Here is a 23,905-nt window from a genome sequence, read left to right as displayed (position 1 = left end):
TATATTTTTTACCTTTGTGCTCGCAATGTCAATGCAAGATCAGGTTGATCTGTCGTAATATAATGTACAGACATATCAAGCCAATGTGATAACCGAGCTTTTCCATTAATTGTCCATACCCCTACAATAAAATCAGCCTCAAGAGCTGATTCAATAAAATCCTGTGTAACAATAGAGCCATTTAAACTTAGATCAGTATACCCCAATTGTTTCCATTCAGAAAAATGACGGTGCATATCACCTTCAAAATTATCAACACATGGACCAGATGGTATTCCTGCCTCAATAAAAGGACGAAGAACTAAAGGATCAAAACTAATTGCAGAAACCCGTTCTGTTAAATTGCGGCTTTTTATGAGCGCAAGCGCTTTTTGAGATAATATTGTTTCACGCTCCACTTCACCACATGTTTTGATTTCAATATGTAACGCAACATTCGTTGGTGCTAGAAGATCAAGCACCTCTTCTAATAAAGGAGGTGCTTCTCGGCTACCTTTCACGCAGAGTTGTTTGCGTGTTTCATTATCAATGTCGTGAATATATCCCTTTTTGCCAACCAATTGGTCTAGATGAAAATCGTGAAAGACAACCACCTCACCGCTTTTTAGCAAATGAACGTCGCATTCAACTTCATCAACACCTAACGCTATAGCATTATTAAATGCCGAAAGGGTATTTTCAGGATAAAGATGAGCTCCTCCACGGTGTGCAACAATTTTTTTCTCAGACATGCAAAATTTCATACTTCTCACTTTTCAATATATTGACGTACAGATTTTCAGATAAAGACTTATATCAACATGAAAATGCACAATAATTTTTAAATATTTTTTCTACATTTTTCTGAATATCAAACCCTCAGTCATATTTTATTCTGAAAAAGGCTTATCCTTCATTTCAATTATTCCCATTCAATGGTACCAGGAGGCTTTGAGGTTACATCATACACAACACGATTAATTCCTCTAACTTCATTAATAATACGTGCTGCTGTCTTACTTAAAAATGCCATATCATAGGGATAAAAATCAGCGGTCATTCCATCTACAGATGTGACAGCGCGAAGAGCACAAACAAATTCATAAGTGCGATCATCCCCCATAACACCAACAGTTTGAACTGGAAGAAGAACAGCAAAAGCTTGCCAAATTTCATCATAAAGTCCGGCCTTACGGATTTCCTCAAGATAAATAGCATCTGCTTCGCGTAAAATTTCTAATTTTTCACGTGTTACAGCACCTGGACACCGAATTGCAAGGCCGGGACCTGGAAAAGGATGGCGACCAATAAACTGCTCCGGTAGCCCTAACTCTCGCCCTAGCGAGCGAACTTCATCCTTAAAGAGCTCACGCAACGGTTCTACAAGTTTCATCTTCATCTGTTCTGGTAGTCCACCCACATTATGATGGCTTTTAATGGTTACCGTTTCACCAATAGCAGACACACTCTCAATGACATCTGGATAAAGTGTTCCTTGTGCTAAAAACTCTGCACCTCCTATTTTTTTCGTTTCTTCTTCAAAAACTTCAATAAAAAGGCGACCAATTGTTTTGCGTTTTTTTTCTGGATCTGTCTCACCTTTTAAAGCATTAAGAAACACATCAGCAGCATTAACGTGAATAAGCTCTATATTATAGTGATCACGAAAGAGCGTGAGAACTTCTTCAGCTTCATTCTTGCGCATCAGCCCATGGTCTACCAAAATACATGTCAGTTGATCTCCTATGGCTTCATGAAGGAGTACCGCTACAACAGATGAATCCACTCCCCCTGAAAGACCACAAATCACACGACTTTTCCCAACTGTTTGTCGTATTGTCGCAATTGCCTGCTCACGATAAGAAGCCATTGACCAATTACCTTTAATAGCAGAGATCTTATGAACAAAATTTTGCAAAAGTTTTGTACCATCTGGTGTATGGATAACTTCAGGATGAAACTGTACCGCATAAAAATGCCTTTTCTCATCAGCAATAGCCGCATAGGGAGCACCTTTTGAGGTTCCTATGACACGAAAACCTTCTGGTAAAGCTGCCACACGGTCACCATGGCTCATCCATACTTGATAACGAGAACCTTTTTCCCACACTCCACCAAAAAGGGCACTCTCTTCTTGAACTTCCAAAAAAGCGCGCCCAAATTCACGCTCATGTCCAGCTTCAACCTTTCCTCCAAGCTGAATACACATGACTTGTTCACCATAGCAAATACCCAGAATCGGAACACCCGCCTCAAAAATTTCCATTGGAGCACGCGGAGAGCCCTCATCAATAACGGAATAAGGACTCCCTGATAAAATAATAGCTTTAGGATTTATGCGGCGCACAGCTTCTAAAGCCAATTGAAAAGGAGTAATTTCACAATACACTCCCATTGCTCGTACCCTTCGTGCAATAAGTTGTGTAACTTGTGAACCAAAGTCAATAATAAGAACAGTGTCTGGATGTGATATGCTCATAGAAAACCAATCAACAATTGTAAAAGAAAACTCATGAGAGTTATGATTCAATCTTTCTCTTTTCACAAGCCTGTTTTCTTAAGAAAAAGATTATTCTCGTAAAGTTTATGATAAAAAGTGTAAAAATATGGATCAATGTTTTTTTTGCAACACAGATAAAAAGAACCCATCTGTTTGTGTTGTGGCCGGCGACAAAGTAAGTCCATAATTTGAAAAAACTGGTTGCACAGGAGAAAAACTAAAATGTTTCTGCCAAAGCGCTGGCATATCTATTGGAGAAAAATGAGAATGTTGTTGAAGGAAATGGGAAATTTGTTCCTCATTTTCATCTGTAAAAAGAGAACAGGTAATATAGATTAGGCGCCCATTTGGCTTAAGATAAGCTATCGCTTCATTCAAAATATCCCTCTGTTCTGTTTGGCGTTGTTTCACCTGTTCTAATGTTAAACGCCATTTCGCATCTGGACGACGACGCCATGTTCCTGTCCCACTACAGGGTGCATCTAGTAGAACTCTATCCATCTGGCCTATTAATGGCTTCAATTCTTCTTTTTGTGCTCGTACTTGGACATTACGAACACCAGCGCGTCGAAGACGATCAAAAATAGGAGCTAGGCGTGCTTTATCAGAATCATAAGCATAAATTTGCCCACGATTTTTCATATCAGAAGCTAAAGCTAATGTCTTTCCACCAGCACCTGCACAATAATCTAATACTTGCATGCTTTCTTGCGCTTCTACAAGATGAGCAACAATTTGAGATCCTAAATCCTGTATTTCAAAGTATCCTTTTTGAAAAGCTGGTTCCACTTGAACATTGGGATGACGATTAAACTTTTCAATCGGTGCAATTCTTAAAGCTTGCCCAAACCATGGAAAAGATTTAAGTTTGGTTTTTGCTAATTCTTTCAGCACCTTTTCTGGTGTTGCCTTTAGGTTATTTACCCGTAGGTCTAAAGAAGGACGCGTTGCTAACGCAGCCGCTTCAGTGATCCAATTATCACCAAATAAAGGACGCAGATGCGCTTGACACCATTGCGGAATATCACCACGAATATAGTCTGGAGCATCCACTAATTGCTGACCTTGCCACGATTTACGCTGTTTAGCCCCTAATAACTGCGGTGCAAACCGATCTTCTGCCAACTCACCGTCAATTTGCTCCAGCGTCATTTTTCCAGAATCTAATAAGGCACCAAAAACGATATCTCGGATATCATCACTCTCCATACGCCATTGTAAAGAATAACGTCGTCTTAAAACATCATAAACGATTGTACCAATGGCTGCACGATCACCTGCTCCAGCAAAGCGATGAGAAAGACCCCAATCCTTTAAAGCTTCTCCTACTGGGCGATGCTTCATTTCTATCTCTTTGAGAATATCTATTGCTGCTTGCAAACGCCCACCTAATCGCACTCATTTCTCCCATTAAAATAATAAAATTTTAAATCATCTAAAAAAATAATATTATCTTCTTCTTGCCAATGAAACCTTCTCAAAGCCATAAAAATTTACATTCAATATTAAAATTATCTGATCAAACTTTTTATAAAACCCAATTTAGAGTATCTAGATTTCTCCCTTTATCGTTTTGCCCATTTCCTTTTTATCCTTCTACCTCTTATACTAAAAGATACGTAGCCATCCATAAAGAACTTATTTCCGCCATGCATTATGCAAAAAACAACCTCTCTATCATTGTGTAAAATAAAATTTACGAAGATTATCTGAATAACAGAAAAAGCAAATATCTCCCATCTTTTGATGGCTATCCTTCTGAAAAAATAGAAAAAATATTTTCATAAAATTAAACAAGTTCATCTGACACTCATCAAAAAATTAACTTTTTAGAAAATGCTTGGAACCACTATTTGGCATGACCGTTTTTACTCTACTGGCAACTGCCAGGAAATTTAAAAGGAGAAAATAATGACTTATAATAATGGAAAAACAACTTCATCTAAAAGCCGTCATAATACAATGCCCTCAAACAACGGAAAGAAATCCGTCCAAAGTGATCAGACAAACACTCGCCAACGTGCGTCAAAGACTGGACGGAAGACAACAAAAAGTTAATTCTAATTGTATATAACTTATTTCACATAGTCTAGAAGAAAGAATTAGAGTTTTAGTCTCTAATTCTTTCCTTTTAGGATTTTATTCCAAATCACAAACAGAAAGAAGAACAGCCTCTCTTTTTTGTTCTCGGAAGATTTTATATTTATGCAATATGATGCTAGACTCTTATTTCTTCAAACAGGCCCACGATAGTTTGGACTCTCCCGAGTGATAGAAACATCATGCGTATGACTTTCATGGAGTCCTGCATTCGTAATACGAACAAACGTTGCTTTTTCACGAAACTCTACGAGATCTTTTGCCCCAACATACCCCATCGAAGCGCGAAGTCCACCAGCAAGCTGATGTAGAACTGATGCTATAGGACCTTTATAAGCCACCTGCCCCTCCACACCTTCAGGAACCAACTTAAGTTCATCACGAACGTCATCTTGAAAATAGCGATCAGCCGATCCTCGTGCCATAGCACCAACAGATCCCATACCGCGATAGGCTTTAAAAGATCGACCTTGATAAAGATAAACTTCTCCAGGACTTTCTTCTGTACCTGCTAAAAGAGAACCAATCATCGCTGCACAAGCCCCACCCGCTAAAGCTTTAGCAAAATCACCCGAAGCTTTGATCCCACCATCTGCAATTATGGGAATGTCCGCTTTTTCAGCAGCTTCTGCAGCATTCATAATGGCTGCAAGTTGAGGTACTCCGACACCAGCAACTATACGCGTTGTGCAAATAGAGCCAGGACCAATTCCAACTTTTACCGCATCTGCACCACTGTCAATCAATGCCTGCGTTGCTTGAGCAGTCGCCACATTCCCAGCAATAACAGCTGGAGAGGAAGTCATCTTTTTAATTCGTTCAACAGTTTCTAACACACGTTGAGAATGTCCATGTGCTGTATCAATGACCAGAACATCAACGCCTGCGTCAATGAGACGTTCAGCACGCTCAATCCCATCATTCCCAACACTACTAGCCGCTGCAGCACGCAAGCGCCCTTGAGAATCTTTAGCAGCATTCGGATTTAATTTCGCTTTTTCGATATCCTTAACTGTTATCAGTCCGACACAGCGATTCTGTTCATCCACAACTAATAATTTTTCAATACGATGATGGTGTAAAAGATACTTCGCTTCATTGAGTTGAACATTTTCACGCACTGTAATTAAATTTTCATGCGTCATTAATTCATAAATTTTTTGTTTGGGATCCGATGCAAAACGCACATCCCTATTGGTTAAAATGCCAACAAGCCGTCCAGCAGTTTCACCTTTAGCACCATTTTCAACAACCGGAATACCGGAAATACCATGAGAGCGCATCAAAGATTTTGCTTCTTCAAGTGTTGAATCTGGTCCAATTGTGACTGGATTAACAACCATACCAGATTCAAACTTTTTTACTTGGCGAACTTCTTCTGCCTGCTCTGCAGGAGACATATTACGATGAATAACCCCAAGACCACCAGCTTGAGCCATAGCAATTGCCAAACGCGATTCTGTTACCGTATCCATTGCCGCAGAAAGCAATGGCAAATTGAGCTTAATATCCGCTGCAATGCGCGTACTGAGATCCACTTGACTAGGCATAACAAGAGAATGACCGGGTTGTAAAAGTACATCATCAAAAGTTAGTGCCAATGCACCTGTCCCCGTTTCAACAATCTTTGCCATATCAAATTCCTTTTATAATAAAACACCGCAAGAAGCTTTAAACTACAACTGCGGTTCTCATACATGGTAGATTGGCAAAAAATTATGCCATGCTACAAACAAAATGAAAAGAAAAATAAATATTTTTTTTAAGTGTGGTTTATAAAGATTTACAATTGTGATTCAATAGGTAACCAACTTATTATTTTTGCAAATGCGCGACGCCAAAAATTGCTTTCTGGCTCATAGTCAATGCTATATTTTTTTTCATTTTCAATAAAATCCCAATAAATACGATTATTATCACCAAGACGCAGATGATAGCTCATTTCCCCTGTGGTTTCTTCAGAAAACAACAAATCTAATCTTTCTGTAATGGGAGCACATTCAAAAAGAATGCCCATTTCTGTATTTAATGATGCTGATCTTGGATCAAAATTTAAAGATCCAATAAAAGCTGTTTTATGATCAATTAAAAAAGCTTTTGCATGTAAACTTGCCTTACTCGATCGAAACAATCGCAACCCATGAGTATTGCCTTCCGCTTTTAATTCATAAAGATTAACACCACTTTTCAACAATGCCCTACGATACGGGACATAACCACCATGCACTAAAGCTACATCAGTAGCGGCTAAAGAATTTGTCAGAATTTTGACATTAACACCCTTTGAAACCAAATTACTAAAATTCTGCGTGCCAACCTTACCAGGAACAAAATAAGGAGACGTAATCTGAACCGTTTTTTTGGCATTTCCAATAACCTTTGAAAGTGCCTTCATAAGCCAATTACTTGCTTTTTTACGCAATGCTTTTTCTGGAGGATCAGAAAGAACAACAACTTTATCTGCTAAAAATAACCGCTTTCCTGTTTGGATAAAACAACTAAAGTTAATGTGTTCTTTGACATAATCTAAATAAACCTTTGCAACCTTGGAATCCCGAAATTTTCGTAATTTATCTCTCCAATAGCTAAGATCACTTGCGCTTTTAGGAACAACCAAAGTATGAATTGGCAAAACAACAGCACTATTCCAAAAATCATCAAAGATACTTTCCACCTTTTTAACAGAGGGACCGATTAACATCAAATCTAAATCTCGAAAATGAGATTCTTTACCAGCATCAAAATAAGAATCTGCAAGATTACGCCCTCCGACAAAAGCAACCCTACCATCAATGATAAAAGCTTTATTATGCATTCTACGTGTTACAGTAATTGCCCGTAATATAATTTCTAAACCACGGCGTAAACCACCTTGACGCGATCGCCCTGGATTAAACATTCTCACCTCAATATGAGGATGTTTATCTAGCGCAATATAAGCTGGATCACGTGACTGAGCATTAATATCATCCAAAAGAAGCCGTACCCGAACCCCCCGATCAGCTGCTTCAACTATTTCACTTAATAATAGGCGCCCCGTTAAATCATCGTCCCAAATATAATACATCAGATCAAGGCTACGCCCAGCCTCTGCAGCTCCTATTGCACGAACACAAAACGCATCCAAATTGCTGATAATGAGGGAAAGGGCATCTTTATCAATCCCCAATCCATTTTCTTCCTCAGCTAATTGACTGACGATACGATCAAGCTTAGTTTCATCTTTCTGAATAGGTAACGCATAAGAACATTGCCCCCTAGCATTTTTCACAAAACGCCCATAAGTGTAGATTGCCAACATAGATGCAATAAAAAAAAAGAGGACAAAACCAATAATAATCTGTAAAAGAGTCAAAGAGGGCAAACTTTCTATTTTAAACTATCACATCATCAGTAATGCAAACGATAACACTAATCACTTCATCTTAATCGTATAGCAGATAAAATGCCACCTCTTGCTTAAGAGAGTATAAATTTAATATTGATGATACAAAAATTTTAGCGGTAGTATTTAAAAGTTTTTAAAAATGCTTCTCTGTTTTAATAGTTTTAATAAATGCAAACTTAACCAAAACTGTATAAATTGAAACAAACGATTAAAATAGTCACATAAAATTTATATTTGATTTAAATCTACAAAATCATCCTCTATAGATAAATTTTACAATAAATGATTGTTTTCTTAAGATTCCCCCCACGAAATTTATCAAAATCCACTCTATTTTTTTGAAACTCATGCTTGTCATGAGGAGAAATTTGTTATGAATTTTACTTTCGTTCTTGATTTCTTATTGCTCTCAATTCTTCCATTTTTCTATAAAGTGTAGAGCGACCAATATGAAGGCGGCGTGCAATCTCACTCATATGTCCTTTATAATGTTTAACCGCTTTCTCGATAATATCATGTTCCATCTCTGCAAAAGTACGCACATGCCCATCAGTATTCAAAAATTTTATCGATTCTTGTTCATCATCTTCTTGCATATTACCCTCAATGATATTGGGAACATTCATTAATGAATTTCCCATTAATTGCGGAAAATCTCGAACCGTTAATAACGGTCCTTCACTGAGTAAAATCGCACGAAATAAAAAGGTTTCAAGCTCATTTCTATTGCCAGGCCAATCATACTGCATAAGCAAGGAAAGAGCAGAGCCTGCTAAACCATGGACATGTGATCGCCCTGTTTCTGTAATAATGCGATCAATCAAACGTTGTGTGATCTCTGGAAAATCATCCCTTAATTCTCGTAAAGCAGGGACGCTAATAGACAAATGAGAAAATTGTTCAAACAAACTATGCAAAAAAAAGTTCTCATTAACCAAATCCTTTAAACGTGATGTTGAAATAGCAATGATCCGAAAAGGAAAAAAATCTCCTTTTGTATCCCTTTCCCTTTCTTTAAGGTAATGAGCAAACCGTTTTTGCTGTATGGGCTCAAGTCGATCAATATCACAAAGGCAAAGTGTCCCTTTTTCAAGAGAAGAAACCAATGGCAGGAATTCTTTAAACCACTGCTGATTTTCTTCTTCTGGATCAACGATAGCTGAACATTGAAAGCGAATAAAAACACCCTCCGAGAATAATCCCTCATGATGAATAATCCGAGCTAAAGTCTCACGTCCTGTTCCAGCTTCCCCCTCTATCAAAAGATTCTGTAAAGAAGTTGCTGCTTGTCTCGATTGTTCTAACACTATCTGCATAGCCCTACTTTTTACGCAAAGATCAGAAAACCGTAAATGATTCTCTTTTTTTCGCCGAATATCTCGAACCTCATGCTCCAAGGCAGAAATAAGAGCAAGGATATCCAAAGTAACTCTTACGCGTAATAATGTTACTGGATGGATCCAATAATCAATAGCTCCAGCTGTTAAAGCTTTCTGGAGTAAATGCTGATTCTCTTGTTGTGCTATAACGACAATAGGAACAGAAACACCAGCAACTCTAATCATTTTAATCAAATCGCTCACACTCAAATCACTCATAACGACATCAAGGAGTGCGAGCACAATGTTTTTACGCCTGTGTAAAAGATCAATCGTACGGAGACCATTTTCTGCTTCAATGACACGATAACCAAAACCTCGCAGCATAGAAGAAAGTTCTATACGTCTTCCATAATCTTCACTCGCAACAAGAATGGGACCAACCATAATGTCAATAATCTCCTTTGAGACTACTCAGCAGCTTAATATAAAAATTGTTGTAAACCATAAGAAATATTTTACCTCTTGTGTTTCACTTACGAACTTCATCAAGCTGTCAATTAAATACAACATTAAGGCATTTTTTTCCATTTTTTTGCTTTTTCATTGATTTTCATCAAATTTTTCATATTGACTCATGGGATAATTTAATAATGTTATAGAAACTAGAGAGCAAAATAATCTAAATAGAGTGCAATAAATGAAACATACCTATCATATTTTATGTCTTACAATTACCGCCTTGCTGTTAAGTGCCTGTAACTTTTCGCGATATTATAACTCAAATATGCCAACAGGAATTGATGGAAAATGGGTTGATGAGAATGGTATTATTTCCTCCTTCCACAATGGTGTTTTTGAAACACATGCAGCAGATACAGAAGAAAAGCTATCAGAAGGAGCATATAATTATCTCAATGCTCAAAATATAGAAATTGAAATACGCTCTATTCTTCGTGGAACAATCTCTAGAGTCAATTGTACAATGTCATATGACTTCACACAACTTCTCTGCACCTCACCTACAGGAGCACAATTTTTTCTTAAACGAAAATCTTAGACAAAATATAAAATAAAGCTTTTTTTATAAGATAGACAAAATACATACATTAAGCAGGAGGTGTTCCTTTCTCCTCCTGACAGAGAATCTTCTCTCAAATACGTAAAGAAACTGATACAATCTCTATCCGTAGAATTTTCTAAACATTATGAAATGCGTAAAACATTCATTTTATTCCACAAAATATCAGTAAGGCCACCTCACAATAAAATTGTAACTTTGTATCATTCAATCTATTTTAACCTAAAATAACATTTATTTGATAGGGAACCTTAATCTAAGCAGCGCCAATGCGCAAAAGATCATGAAAATGGACAATTCCTATCGGTTTTTTATCTTCAACCACGAAAAATGCACCAATCTGATGATCATTAATAAAAGCTGTTGCTGCACCAACAAGTGTATTTGGCTTTACAACTTTAGGAGCTTTGGTCATCACCTCGTCAACATTAAATTTTGATAAATTAAAATGAATGTTACGTGCAAGATCGCCATCAGTTACAATTCCGATTAGTTCACCTTCTTGATTCACAACACCAACACAACCAAAATGTTTTTCCACCAAAACATTCATCGCTTCAGTCATAGCTGTTCCCTGCATAACCAGAGGAATACTATCACCCTCATGCATAATATCACACACGTATTTAAGGCTTGCACCAAGAGAACCACCAGGATGATATATTTTGAAATCCGTTGCGGTAAAACCACGCATTTCTAAAAGAGAAACCGCTAATGCATCTCCCATTGCCAATTGCATAATTGTTGAAGTTGTAGGGGCTAAACCATGGGGGCAAGCCTCTTCTATCTTTGGTAATAATAGCACAATATCAGCTTGTCGTCCTAACACAGAATGCTCATTTGATGTCATTGCAATAAGAGGGATACGAAAACGTGCAGCATAGCTCATAATACCACTTAACTCTTGAGTTTCACCAGACCATGATAAAGCAAGAATAACATCATCAGATCCAATCATACCAAGATCACCATGATTGGCTTCTGCAGCGTGCACAAAAAAGGCAGGTGTACCAGTTGAGGCTAAGGTTGCTGCAATTTTTGTCCCTATATGACCACTTTTTCCAAGACCAGTAATGACCACATGTCCACGCGCATTTCTAATAGTTTGAACAACCGCTTCAAAAGAAGAAGAAAGACTTTCCAGAAGAGCTTTTTCAAGAGCTTCAAGCCCCTGCTTTTCACTAGCAAGTGTTTTAAGCGCTGATGCTACTGCACCTTGCAAAGCCATACGAGGAGACGGTATTGTCATAATCAAATTCGATCAATAAAATTAAGTGAGAGATCTATATCACTTTTCAACATTAATGGTTTCTAGTAAATTTTTCAATGAAGCAGAAACGTGGCTGTGCATATCAGCGCGTGCTAAAGAAAATGCAACGTTGGCTTCAATAAAACCAGCTTTAGAACCGCAATCAAAAGTGCGCCCTTTTACTTGCAACCCCCAAAAATCTTGCTCATTTGAAAGCCGTATCATAGCATCTGTTAATTGAATTTCATTTCCTGCTCCTCGTTCTTGAGTGGAAAGAATATTAAAAATTTCTGGCTGCAAAATATAACGTCCATTGATGTACAAATTTGATGGTGCCGTTCCTTGTGCTGGTTTCTCTACCATTTTTGTGATTTCAAAACCATTTGCAATCTGTTTGCCTTTCCCAACAATACCATATTTATGTGTTTCTCTAGGATCGCATTCCTGAACTGCTATAATATTCCCCCCACCTGTTTTTTCATAAAGGCTCATCATTTCAGAAAGACAGCCCTTTTTCGCTTGTATCAACATATCCGGTAATAACAAAGCAAAAGGTTCCCCTGCAACTAATTCACGTGCACACCAAAGAGCATGCCCTAGTCCCAAAGGTTGCTGTTGCCGTGTAAAAGACGTTGTCCCTGGCAACGGCTGTAAACGATATAAATGCGCAAGATCTTCTTTCTTTCCACATTCAGCAAGTGTCGTGTATAATTCAACTTGCGCATCAAAATAATCCTCAATGACTGCTTTGTTGCGTCCAGTCACAAAAATAAAATGCTCAATACCAGCTTCCCTCGCCTCATCCACAACATATTGAATAACAGGTTTATCAACAACTGTTAGCATTTCTTTAGGAATCGTTTTTGTTGCAGGAAGGAAACGCGTACCAAGACCTGCTACTGGGAATACTGCTTTCCGGATTTTACGCACACTCACCCTCCTCAATGAATTCATATAACTTTTTTGTTTTATTTATCATATGTTTTTACGAAATGGTAAAAAAGATATCTTATTGTTTTGATTATCATTATAATAGGCAATCAAAAATGTAAAAAGAATCTGAGAATTTATTGAAGGAATTAAAACGAATTATTTATTTCAGTTTTTTCCTATTCTTGATCATATTATTGATTAAACTAAATACAAAATAAAGTTATTGCACATCTAATGAATTGAATATTAATGGGGATTTCAAAATGCAAAAAACAGAATTGAAGAGTTTCTCTTTTTTTTTAGAGAAGTCAATAGCTTGGAGACCCCTTGTCACTGGCTCTGCCATTCTTTTGTCTGCTTTTTTAATGTTTTTTGCATCATTTTCACATGCGGATAGCGGATTTAAACACTGGATTAAAGAGTTTAAAAAAATAGCTATTGCTCACAATATTAGCCCTTCTACGTTTCATATGGCATTTAAAGACATTAATGCCATTGATCCAGAAGTTTTAAAAAGCGCCGCATACCAACCGGAATTTATTGCTCCTTCATGGAACTATTTCGATAATCGTGTCCATGATATTGCTATTATAGAAGGACGGCGCCAAGCAAAAAAATGGAATAAATGGCTTCTTCAAATTGAAAAACGTTTTGGTGTTGACCGTAATATTCTGCTTGCTATTTGGTCAATGGAAAGCAATTATGGGAAAATTTTAGCCAATAAAAGTGTCATGCATGATACCATTCGCTCACTTGCAACCCTAGCCTATGCCGATAAAAAACGCGAAAAATACGCACATACACAACTTATTTCTGCTATGAAAATTCTACAAAGTGGTGAAATTAAACGCTCTCAACTCACTGGATCTTGGGCCGGAGCATTGGGACATACACAATTTATTCCAAGCAGTTATCTCGCCTATGCTGTTGATATAAATCAAGATGGACGGCGTGATATCTGGAACTTTGTTCCAGATGCTCTGGCTACTGCTGCTAATCTTCTTCACAAAAATGGCTGGCAACCTAATCTTATTTGGGGAGTAGAGGTAAAAGTGCCGCAGGGAAAAAAACTTCCTGAAGGCTGGTATTCCTTTGAACAATGGAAAAAATTAGGTGTAAAATACGCTAATGGGCATCCTCTTCCTACATTAGCTGAACAAGCAATGTTAAAATATCCAGATGGAGAAAAAGGACCTATATTTTTAGTCACAAAAAATTTCTTTGTTCTAAAACGTTATAATAATGCAGATCGTTATGCTCTTGCCGTTGCCCTTCTTGCTGATCGCATTGCTGGACGTCCTGGATTAGTGCATGATTGGCAAAGACCTTTTCAGCCTATTACCTTCCAAGAATGTAAAGAACTGCAATCTCGCTTAAGTGCATTGGGATATTATAAAGGAGATATTGATGGAAAAATCGGAACAGCCTCTCGCAAAGCAATCAAAGCTTTTCAGCTGCATTACGGTCTAAAAGAAAATGGATATCCATCATCTCAAGTGCTTTTTCTCCTTCGCCAACAATAATGGAGAATAAGGTCTTGTCTCTTTTGCGTCTTATATACTTGATATTCTTACTGTTTTCATTTTCTATTGTGGGGATCATACAACCATCCCCAAGTAAAGCAACGAACTTCTTCAAATGGTTGTCACAACATAACAAACAGACGCAACAACCACCGCAAATTATAGAACAAAAAATAAACAAGCCGCAAAAAAAGATCGTAACACAAAAAAACATACAAAAGCTAAAAAATGAGAACGCAAAGCGCATTCTTGTCATAGGAGATTTTACAGCTTCTGCTGTTGCCGATGCACTTAAGAAGTTTTTTATAGATAATAGTGATATCGTTATTATGAACAACACAATGCCAGCTTCCGGATTAGTTCGAACTGATTATTATTCTTGGCAAAGCAATATTTCTAAACTCATTAATCAAAATAACCCCGATGTCATTATCATGATGATCGGGGCCAATGATAATCAACCCATCATAGACTCTCATAGCACGATTAACACAGATCAATCAGAATGGATGCACATCTACAAACAAAGAATTATCGAAATTGCTGAAAGTCTTCATGCCTCTGGAAAATCGTGGATATGGATAGGTCAACCTTCTTTTGGAAATGACCTTTTGACACAAAAAATGAAAATTTTTAATGCGCTCTACAAACAAGTAACAGAAACAGCAGGAGGATATTTTCTTGATATCTGGAGTGGCTTTAGTGATGAAGAAGGAAACTTTTCTTTTTCAGGCTATGATATTAATGGAAAAATGACCAAATTGCGCACCAATAATGGCATGCATTTCACTTCTGAAGGAAAGAAAAAACTTGCTGCTTATTTAGAAAAGCCATTGAAAAATATTTTAAATTTTCATGCCTTTTCTCATGAAAATTCTTACTCAACCGATCAAGTTATTAAAAAACTTATACAAGAATCAGAGAATCAAGAGCCAAGTAAAATTATGCGTCAGCCTCCAATGAGCCTTAATGATATGGTACAACAAAACACCCACCTCATAGGCAGAAAAAAATCAAGTTTTATAGAAAAATCATGGTTTCCACCAAATGGACATCAAAAAGATCGAGCTGATAATTTTTCTTTCCCATAATGTCTATTTAAAATACAAAATCTATTTTCCCCTATAAACAAAAAGCGAATAAGATAAAAACACTGTTTACATAGCTATAATGAAGAGAAAATTTGCATAAATTGCAACTACATCTTTGCGAAGAATATGAAAACGGCATGGTTAGCACCATGCCGTTATATCTTACAATCCACGTTTGTTAATCATTGCCTCTGGTAAAGGCATCCGTCCCCGAAAAGCTTTATAAAGCTCCTCTGGATCACGACTTCCCCCAGCAGAGTAAATAAAACGTTCCAACTTATTAGCAAGCTCTGAATTAAAAACATCTCCCGTTTCTTCAAAAGCCTGAAAAGCATCAGCATCAAGCACTTCTGACCACATATAAGAATAGTAACCAGCGGCGTAACCATCCCCTGAAAATATATGCGTAAAATGTGGAGGACGATGGCGCATAATAATTGTATCAGGCATTTGCAGCTTGTCTAATTCTTGGCGTTCAAACACTGTTGGATCAGTGACTTTTTCTCCTTGGTGAAAAGCCATATCCACGAGAGCTGATGAGATAAATTCAACCGCAGAAAATCCAGCATTAAATGTCTGTGCTGCTAAAACTTTATCTATCAACTCTTGTGGCATAGGAAGCCCTGTTTTTGCATGTATAGCATAAGATTTTAATACTTCTGGTACAGTTAACCAATGTTCATAAAGTTGAGAAGGCAGCTCAACAAAATCACGCGAAACCGATGTTCCCGATACAGATGGCCATACAACATCAGAAAGCAAACCATGCAATGCATGCCCAAACTCGTGAAAAAGCGTACGTGCATCATCAAGAGATAAAAGAGCAACCTCCCCTTTGGATGGTTTAGCAAAATTACAAACATTGTAGATAATGGGCTTTTGTCCGCCTTCCAATTTATGTTGTGATTGCAAACTACTCATCCACGCACCAGACCGTTTTGAAGAACGTGCAAAATAATCACCAATGAAAAGCCCAAGTAAGCTTCCATCAGATTTTTTTACTTCCCATAAACGTGCATCAGGATGCCAAAGTGCAACAGCATTTTTTTCTTCAAATGTAATGCCAAAGAGTTTTTCTGCTACTCCAAAAGCCGCTTTAATCATATGATCAAGTTGAAAATAATATTTAATTTCAGCGCCATCAAAAGAAAACTTTTCAGTGCGAAGTTTTTCAGCATAATAACGCCAATCCGAAGCTGTTAAAGATTCATTGCTTCCCTGATTATTGGCAAAATTTTGTAATTCAATTTGCTCAGTAGAAGCCTTCGCTTTTGCTCGCTCCCATACAGGCATAAGCAAATTCATAACAGAATCAACACTTTTAGCCATAGTATTATCGAGTTTTAAATCCGCAAAAGATTTATATCCCAATAATTTAGCTTGCTCATCTCGAAGCGCAACAATCTCTAAAATAATGGTTCGATTGTCATTCTTGTTATTATTTTCACCACGTTTAGCCCAAGCTTGGAATGCAACTTTACGCAAATCACGACGATCAGAGAATTTTAAAAAAGGTTCAACAATTGAGCGTGCTAGTGTTAATGCATAGGCTTCTTCACTGCCTCTTTCGTACGCAATTTCTTTCATTGAAGCAATGAGATCTTCCGGTAAACCAGATAAGTCTGTTTGTTTTAAAAATAGAATCCATTCAGCTTCATCGTTTAAGACATTTTGCCCAAAAGTAGCATTTAAAAAAGCGAGTCTTTCATTAATTTCTACAAGCCGTTTCTTCGCTTTTTCATCTAATTTTGCACCATGACAAACAAACTTTTTCCACCATAATTCAAGAACACGTGTTGTTTCATTCTCAAATGTCCCCTGTTGCGACTGTTTATAAAGCGTATCTATTTTCGCAAATATCCGCGCATCCATCATCATTTTTGAAGAATAACGAGAAAGTTTTACAACGAACTCTTGCTCTAGCTGTTGAATTAATACATTCGTATGAGCACTAGTGCGTAAGAAAAATATTGAACAGACACGATCAAGCGCTTTGCCGCAAAGCTCAAAAGGCTGCAAAAAATTCTCAAGCGTTGGTGGTTCTTGCACCATCGCAATTGCCTCTAGTTCTTCTTCTGCTTCTTGAAGTGCCTGTTCAAAAGCGGGTTTAAAATCTTCATCACTTATAGAAAAAAAATCAGGAAGACCTGAAAATCCCTTCCAGTCCAGCACTGCTGCTTTTGTCATAATATTTTATGTCTCCATTATAAATTTAAACTGTAACAATTATCTTTACGACACAAATTGATAACATACTAAAACTATTTTGTGAGTTTCAAAACTACCTTTCAAAATGCTATTGAATAAAAAACCTGAAAATCGTACAGTTCTTCCATTTCAAACCATATTATATTGAAGCAATAAAGATTATTCGCTCGCACATCACAATAGAATTGCATATTAACAAAAACACTTGGAGAAAAGCATAATCTCCACTCTTTATAAAATATTGCTGTAGATTCTTTTGAAAATCAAAAACTTCATTAAAGAAATGATGGTAAAAATCAGAACTGATTTTTACATTTACGTTTTTATATTATCCTCAAATTAAGCTGTATTCTCGTTTCAGTGATTCAGAAACTTGTTCATAACTGATAATTTATCCTTGACTTTAACTTAAAATATTAACAATTGAAAATATAGTCGGGGAGGTTTTTTTCAAATCTTCCATAAATTTTTGTTTTTATCTCATCTATTATTTAGATTTACAACTCCCCAACTCTTCAGGAGGTACTTTATCATGACTGAAATTAAAACGGCCTTCGACTTCAAAAATTTTTCTCCTGAAGCTCTCGCTGAAAAATTAAAAAATCAGCATTTTGCAGACTCTATTGATATCATCAATGATCTCGATATCATGGAACGTGTCACTATTCTTAGTCTTCTACCTCTTGATTATGTTATCGAACTTTTTGATAAACCAGAGCTTGAGCAACCTGCTGCCATCCTAGAACTTCTCCCTATAAATCGTGCTGTTGAAATTCTTGATGGCATGTCTGCCGATGCTGCTGCAGACGTCTTTCAAGAAATGGATAAAGAAACCCGCACACGACTTTATGCCTTGCTTAACCCCTTAACGCGCGCTGAACTTAAAAAACTCACCAGTTATCCTGACCATACAGCAGGAGCACTGATGACAACAGAGTTTATAGCCGTTCCTTCGAACTGGACCATACAAAAAACTTTGGATCACATTCGTGAAGTCGAGCGAACACGTGAAACAGTTTATACCAGCTATGTGATTGATCCTAAAACAGGTACTCTTCTCAAAGCTGTTTCACTGCGTAACCTTATTCTTGCCTCACCTGATGAACAAATTCTTAATGTCCCTACCCATGACTCGCCCATTACAATATCGCCCTTCACACATCATGAAGATATCGCACGCCTTTTCCAACGCCATGATCTTCTCTCTGTGCCTGTAGTTGATGAAAGTAACCATGTCATTGGCATTGTAACCGTTGATGACGTGCTTGATACTATGGTCGATGAGATGAATGAAGATGCCTATAAATTTGGGGGTATGGAAGCGCTTAATAAGCCCTATATGCAAATTAAGTTTCCTGAAATGATGAAAAAACGTGGCGGGTGGCTCGCTTTACTCTTTATCGGTGAAATGCTGACAGCAAGCGCTATGCAGCATTTCGAAACAGAACTCGAAAAAGCGATTATTCTTACACTGTTCATACCTCTCATTATGAGCTCAGGAGGAAATTCCGGCTCACAAGCTACATCCCTTATTATCCGTGCATTGGCTTTACGTGAACTCACATTAAAAGACTGGTGGAAAGTTATTATTCGTGAAATTCCAACAGGATTATCCCTTGGTCTCTTACTCGGAATTATTGGTGTTACGCGCATTGCTCTTTGGCAAAAACTGGGTATCTACGACTATGGCCAACATTGGATTGCTATTTCGACAACAGTGGGTACAGCTTTAGTTGGAATCGTTACCTTTGGTTCTCTTTCTGGATCTATGTTGCCTTTTATTCTTAAAGGTTTAAAATTTGATCCAGCAAGTGCTTCTGCTCCTTTTGTGGCAACTTTAGTAGATGTCATGGGCATTATAATCTATTTTTCTGTAGCTTCCCTCATTTTGTCAGGAACTCTCCTTTAAACATGTAAAGTAAAAACTCTTACTTATGGAAAAATCTTGTCATGTAACCTAAGATTCTTTCCATAAGAGAATAAGCTTTATTATTTATTTTTCTAGCGCACCGCTCTATAGATAATTTATTATTTTTTTGAATAACAGCTCCGAATAACGTAATTTCACCTCATCATAAAGCTTCTCATATTAAATCGATTAAAGTCATCTTCTTGCCAGTCACAAACGAGATCGGTGTATGGCTAAAAACTATTCAAGAAAAAATAAAATACTTCTTATATCATCTCTCTCTCGTATCAAAAACTGGCGCAATATTGACAGCTGAGAAAGAATAATAATGATGATACTCAACAAGCTTTATATTTCTTCACAAAGGCGTTAATAGTATACTATTCGCGTATGTTATATCATTTATGAGCCCTATCATGGAATGGATGTAGTGTACATTAAGCGATCTCTCTTAAGTACATGAATATGCAACAAAAAGTATATTCTGTTTAAAGTGTTCTGTTTGGCATGAAAAGCATACTCCTATTAGAGAATGCAATTAACAAAAAAGTGTAAGGCAATGCACTATCTCCATGGTTTAAAAAATATTACTTTAGATGCTTTTGAAATCATAAATTGGATTAACGGCAAAAATGGGAATTTTCTTTGGATACCTTCATATTCTTTCTAAATAAGACTGTATTCCGGGTTCATAAATAAATCAAAAGATATAACTCTTGCCCTAATCTGGCATACAAAAGCTAGAACTTCTTATAAAATTCTTAATCGTCTCAATATTTACCTCAAATACACGATTGCATTAGATCTGGATTTTGATTGACAAGTTATTGAATAAGAAAAAGCTTTATTTAGAATAAAAATATTGTAAAATTGTCAATAAATTGGCTATGGATTGAGAGATATTCCGGATTTTTATCAATCTCTTTGCAAAACAACAACAACAATACCGCTAGCTTTATACTTACTTACTCTTACAAGAATTCATATAAATTTCTTGTGTCATATTGATAAAAATCAAATTGACTGTGATTTTTGGGATAATTCTTAGCTCGAGAATAGAACATACGTATTATAAAAAACTTTTACGAAGCTTCAGAAATTGAAGCTCAATAGAGCCTTAAAGACTTGGATAAATAGTTTTGCCATAAAAATATTGCCTCCATCTTCCAAAATTATAAAAAAACATGTAAAAGGTTTTCTAATAATCAGGCAAAGAATGTAAAGACTTTGCCTCAAATGAAATTTCATTAAACGAAAAGAAGAAAATTTATGCAATTGCGTAACATTGCCATCATTGCCCACGTTGACCATGGGAAAACAACGCTTGTAGACGGGCTTCTCAAGCAATCAGGAAACTTCCGTGATAATCAACGTACAAGCGAACGTATGATGGATTCAAACGATATTGAGAAAGAACGCGGAATTACAATCCTAGCGAAAGTGACATCTGTTGTTTGGAAAGATACTCGAATTAATATTGTTGATACACCAGGACACGCTGACTTTGGTGGAGAAGTTGAACGCATCCTCAATATGGTTGATGGAGCCATCGTCCTTGTTGATGCAGCTGAAGGACCAATGCCACAAACAAAATTTGTCGTTGGCAAAGCATTGAAAGTAGGTTTGCGCCCTATTGTTGCTATTAATAAAATTGACCGACCTGATGCACGCGTTGATGAAGTTATTAATGAGGTTTTTGACCTTTTCGCTGCTCTTGACGCAACTGATGAACAGCTTGATTTTCCCATTCTTTATGGTTCAGGACGCGATGGATGGATGGCTGAAGCCCCCGAGGGACCAAAAGATCAAGGATTAGGTCCTTTATTTGATCTTGTAACGCGGCATGTTCCTTCCCCTAGCGTCGCAGAAGGCCCATTCCGCATGATTGGAACTATTCTTGAAGCGGATCCGTTTTTGGGACGAATTATTACAGGTCGTATTCATTCCGGCTCTCTAAAACCCAATCAAAATGTCAAGGTTCTGGGACAAGATGGAAAACTTTTAGAAACTGGGCGGATTTCAAAAATTCTAGCATTTCGTGGTCTAGAACGGCAACCTATTGAAGAAGGAAGTGCTGGTGATATTGTTGCGATTGCAGGTCTGCAAAAAGGTACCGTCGCTGATACTTTCTGTGATCCTACGGTTAATGAACCCCTTACTGCCCAACCAATTGATCCTCCTACTGTGACGATGAGTTTTCTCGTCAACGATAGCCCCCTTGCAGGAACTGAAGGCGATAAAGTAACAAGTCGTGTCATTCGTGACCGATTGTTAAAAGAAGCAGAAGGCAATGTCGCTCTTAAAATTGAAGAATCAGCCGATAAAGATTCTTTCTACGTTTCAGGACGAGGAGAATTACAGCTTGCAGTTCTTATTGAAAATATGCGCCGTGAAGGATTTGAGCTTAGTGTTTCACGTCCACGTGTTGTTATGCAAAAAGATGAAAATGGAACAATTCTTGAGCCAATCGAAGAAGTTGTTATCGATGTCGATGAAGAATATTCCGGTACTGTTGTACAAAAAATGTCTGAACGTAAGGGTGAAATGGTAGAATTACGTCCTTCTGGAGGTCATCGTGTCCGCCTTGTCTTTTACGCCCCAACTAGAGGACTCATTGGTTATCAATCTGAACTTTTAACGGACACACGTGGTACAGCAATTATGAATCGCCTTTTCCATGCTTATGAACCTTATAAAGGAGACATTGCTGGTCGCGTTAATGGTGTTATGATTTCTAATGACAACGGTGAATCTGTTGCTTATGCTCTTTTTAATCTTGAAGATCGTGGACCTATGATCATTGATGCAGGTGTGAAAGTCTATCAAGGTATGATTATTGGCATCCACTCACGCGATAATGACTTAGAAGTTAATGTGTTAAAAGGAAAAAAACTTACTAATATGCGCGCTTCCGGAAAAGATGAAGCGGTAAAGTTAACGCCTCCCATTAAAATGACATTAGAACGTGCCTTATCATGGATACAAGATGATGAACTTGTGGAGGTAACCCCTAAAAATATTCGTCTCCGCAAACTCTATCTTGATCCCAATGAACGGAAACGTTTTGAAAAAACACGTGCATCAATTTCAAGTTAATTTCATAATCTCTTTGGTAAAATATTTAATTGTATTGAGCCTCACTATATTCCAGAAAGGATGTCTCTATGAATATTAAGGAAATACCCGTAGGCAAAAATCCACCAGAAGATATTAACGTTATTGTGGAAGTCTCTCTTGGTGGTCAGCCAATAAAATATGAGATGGATAAAAAGTCGGGTGCATTATTTGTTGACCGTTTTCTTCATACATCGATGGTTTATCCTGGAAATTACGGTTTTGTCCCTCATACGCTTTCAGATGATGGTGATCCTATTGATGTCCTTATCTGTAATACCCGTCCACTTATACCTGGTTGTGTTATCAATGTTCGCCCCATCGGAGCTCTAATGATGGAAGATGATGGTGGTAAAGATGAAAAAATTATTGCCATTCCCACGACAAAATTAACAAAACGCTATATCAATATTCATGACTATACAGATCTGCCCGAGATTACACTCAAACAAATTGAACATTTCTTCAAGCATTATAAAGATCTGGAACCTGGAAAATGGGCTAAAATTGAAGGATGGCGTGATAAAAACTTTGCTCATGAATTAATTAAGCAAGCTGTTGAGCGCAATAAAAAAGTATAACGATTTTAATAAAATAAAGCCTATAAAAAATAGGCTTTGTTCTTTATTTTTTCTACGAGATGCAATCTCTAAAGGATTGCCATATCTGCTTTAGCTCTTCTAAATGTGTTGAAAAGTAAAGTTGTTTGTAGCGAGATATTGCGCCGCTTTTCAGAGAAATAGAAGAAGATGGGATTTTCCACTGCTTCGCAAGAAATTTAATGAGAGCTTTATTCGCTTTTCCATCTTCAGGAACAGCACGAAGGCGTATAACCAGATATTGCTTTTCACCATCCCTACATTCAACCCCTATTATTTTGTCAACAGATGATTTGGGAATGAGATATACAAATAAAATCAAGTTATTTTTATCAACTTGATAAAACATGTATTCGCCTCAAGTAACATTTCTATACATACATGTTTGCGTAAACACGCCACATAAAAGTACGAATAAAATAAATAATAACGAACACTATAATAGGTGAAATATCAATTGTTCCCAAATTTGGTAAAATTTGCCGGATACGGCTTAGAATGGGATTTGTAAGACGATATAGAAAGCTTCCTATCAAAACAACAAAGCGATTGCGTGAATTTATGATATTAAAGACATAAAGCCAAGAAAAAATGACACTAGCGATTAAAATATCAATATAAATCTCAAAAATCAAATCAATCGTTCGAAGCAATGCATAAATCATGCGTCATCCCTTTCAATCAAGGAAACAGAAGAGCGTATAGAAAACCTTCATTAAAGCAGGCCTGTGTATCAAAAAATGGTTTTATATTTCAATACTCTTTTTTCTTGAATAAAAACCAGACATCTAAATTCTTCATCTCTCTATTTAATGACGATGCAGTTAGAAAACAAATATCAAAAGTAAAAATAGCACATAAAATAGAAGAAACGGCAAAAAATCTGAATATCCCTTATAGGATTAATCTTAA

Annotated in this window: 18 protein-coding genes; 7 read left to right on the top strand and 11 right to left on the bottom strand. The window is 37.0% G+C overall.

All coding sequences use genetic code 11. The features are described from left to right. Positions 1-8: 8 nt before the first annotated feature. The 3 genes from ACFIMU_RS04420 to ACFIMU_RS04410 form a co-directional block, all read right to left on the bottom strand. Positions 9-731, bottom strand: a complete 723-nt coding sequence (locus ACFIMU_RS04420; RefSeq protein ID WP_375696856.1) for a glycerophosphodiester phosphodiesterase — start codon at positions 729-731, stop codon at positions 9-11. 170 nt (positions 732-901) lie between these two features. Beyond that, entirely contained in the window at positions 902-2,458 is a 1,557-nt protein-coding gene (guaA, locus tag ACFIMU_RS04415) for a glutamine-hydrolyzing GMP synthase (RefSeq protein WP_375608103.1), read from the bottom strand. 132 nt (positions 2,459-2,590) lie between these two features. Next, positions 2,591-3,877, bottom strand: coding sequence for an RsmB/NOP family class I SAM-dependent RNA methyltransferase (locus ACFIMU_RS04410; protein ID WP_375696855.1), 1,287 nt, complete (start codon positions 3,875-3,877; stop codon positions 2,591-2,593). 513 nt (positions 3,878-4,390) lie between these two features. Here ACFIMU_RS04410 and ACFIMU_RS04405 point away from each other — a divergent pair. Beyond that, positions 4,391-4,537: a hypothetical protein gene (locus ACFIMU_RS04405; protein ID WP_273722522.1), complete on the top strand. Its 147-nt coding sequence runs from the start codon at positions 4,391-4,393 to the stop codon at positions 4,535-4,537. A 176-nt stretch (positions 4,538-4,713) separates the two neighbouring features. Here the strand turns inward: ACFIMU_RS04405 and guaB are convergent, their stop codons facing one another. The 3 genes from guaB to ACFIMU_RS04390 all read right to left on the bottom strand — a co-directional run bounded on the left by guaB (position 4,714) and on the right by ACFIMU_RS04390 (position 9,733). After that, positions 4,714-6,213 (bottom strand): IMP dehydrogenase, encoded by a 1,500-nt coding sequence (gene guaB, locus ACFIMU_RS04400; protein WP_375606757.1) that lies wholly within the window; start codon positions 6,211-6,213, stop codon positions 4,714-4,716. Positions 6,214-6,362: 149 nt separating this feature from the next. Further along, a complete protein-coding gene (locus ACFIMU_RS04395) occupies positions 6,363-7,934 on the bottom strand; it encodes a phospholipase D family protein (RefSeq protein ID WP_375696854.1) in 1,572 nt (523 codons plus the stop codon). Positions 7,935-8,347: 413 nt separating this feature from the next. After that, positions 8,348-9,733 (bottom strand): sigma-54-dependent transcriptional regulator, encoded by a 1,386-nt coding sequence (locus ACFIMU_RS04390; RefSeq protein WP_375606755.1) that lies wholly within the window; start codon positions 9,731-9,733, stop codon positions 8,348-8,350. Between the two features lie 253 nt (positions 9,734-9,986). On the opposite strand from ACFIMU_RS04390, the gene ACFIMU_RS04385 reads away from it, so the two are divergent. Then, on the top strand, positions 9,987-10,346 hold the full coding sequence (locus ACFIMU_RS04385) for a hypothetical protein (RefSeq protein WP_375606754.1): 360 nt from the start codon (positions 9,987-9,989) through the stop codon (positions 10,344-10,346). A gap of 277 nt (positions 10,347-10,623) precedes the next feature. Here the strand turns inward: ACFIMU_RS04385 and ACFIMU_RS04380 are convergent, their stop codons facing one another. Then, positions 10,624-11,616 (bottom strand): SIS domain-containing protein, encoded by a 993-nt coding sequence (locus tag ACFIMU_RS04380; RefSeq protein WP_375610564.1) that lies wholly within the window; start codon positions 11,614-11,616, stop codon positions 10,624-10,626. Between the two features lie 39 nt (positions 11,617-11,655). Next, positions 11,656-12,546 (bottom strand): UTP--glucose-1-phosphate uridylyltransferase, encoded by an 891-nt coding sequence (locus tag ACFIMU_RS04375; RefSeq protein WP_375606752.1) that lies wholly within the window; start codon positions 12,544-12,546, stop codon positions 11,656-11,658. Between the two features lie 266 nt (positions 12,547-12,812). Between ACFIMU_RS04375 and ACFIMU_RS04370 the strand changes: the two genes are divergently transcribed. Both ACFIMU_RS04370 and ACFIMU_RS04365 read left to right on the top strand, forming a co-directional pair. Beyond that, positions 12,813-14,072 carry a lytic murein transglycosylase gene (locus ACFIMU_RS04370; protein WP_375606751.1) on the top strand — a complete coding sequence of 420 codons (1,260 nt, stop codon included), beginning with the start codon at positions 12,813-12,815 and terminating at the stop codon, positions 14,070-14,072. 14 nt (positions 14,073-14,086) lie between these two features. Further along, positions 14,087-15,163, top strand: coding sequence for an SGNH family hydrolase (locus ACFIMU_RS04365; RefSeq protein WP_375606750.1), 1,077 nt, complete (start codon positions 14,087-14,089; stop codon positions 15,161-15,163). Positions 15,164-15,325: 162 nt separating this feature from the next. Here ACFIMU_RS04365 and ACFIMU_RS04360 read toward each other — a convergent pair whose 3' ends face one another. After that, positions 15,326-17,350 (bottom strand): M3 family metallopeptidase, encoded by a 2,025-nt coding sequence (locus ACFIMU_RS04360; protein ID WP_375696853.1) that lies wholly within the window; start codon positions 17,348-17,350, stop codon positions 15,326-15,328. A 553-nt stretch (positions 17,351-17,903) separates the two neighbouring features. Here ACFIMU_RS04360 and mgtE point away from each other — a divergent pair. From mgtE to ppa, 3 genes are all read left to right on the top strand, one after another. After that, entirely contained in the window at positions 17,904-19,280 is a 1,377-nt protein-coding gene (gene mgtE, locus ACFIMU_RS04355; RefSeq protein WP_375606748.1) for a magnesium transporter, read from the top strand. Between the two features lie 1,269 nt (positions 19,281-20,549). Continuing rightward, positions 20,550-22,376 (top strand): translational GTPase TypA, encoded by a 1,827-nt coding sequence (gene typA / locus ACFIMU_RS04350; RefSeq protein WP_375606747.1) that lies wholly within the window; start codon positions 20,550-20,552, stop codon positions 22,374-22,376. 68 nt (positions 22,377-22,444) lie between these two features. Then, complete coding sequence (ppa, locus tag ACFIMU_RS04345) at positions 22,445-22,975, top strand: inorganic diphosphatase (RefSeq protein ID WP_375606746.1); 531 nt, start codon at positions 22,445-22,447, stop codon at positions 22,973-22,975. Between the two features lie 52 nt (positions 22,976-23,027). Here the strand turns inward: ppa and ACFIMU_RS04340 are convergent, their stop codons facing one another. Continuing rightward, positions 23,028-23,342: a DUF167 domain-containing protein gene (locus ACFIMU_RS04340; protein WP_375606745.1), complete on the bottom strand. Its 315-nt coding sequence runs from the start codon at positions 23,340-23,342 to the stop codon at positions 23,028-23,030. A 22-nt stretch (positions 23,343-23,364) separates the two neighbouring features. After that, positions 23,365-23,658 carry a YggT family protein gene (locus ACFIMU_RS04335; RefSeq protein WP_375696852.1) on the bottom strand — a complete coding sequence of 98 codons (294 nt, stop codon included), beginning with the start codon at positions 23,656-23,658 and terminating at the stop codon, positions 23,365-23,367. Positions 23,659-23,905 lie beyond the last annotated feature (247 nt).

The sequence above is a fragment of the Bartonella sp. AC70YNML genome, assembly GCF_042196545.1.
GTDB lineage: Bacteria > Pseudomonadota > Alphaproteobacteria > Rhizobiales > Rhizobiaceae > Bartonella.
The sequence above is the reverse complement of the archived record's forward strand: the minus strand, read 5'-3'. Positions and strand labels throughout refer to the sequence as shown.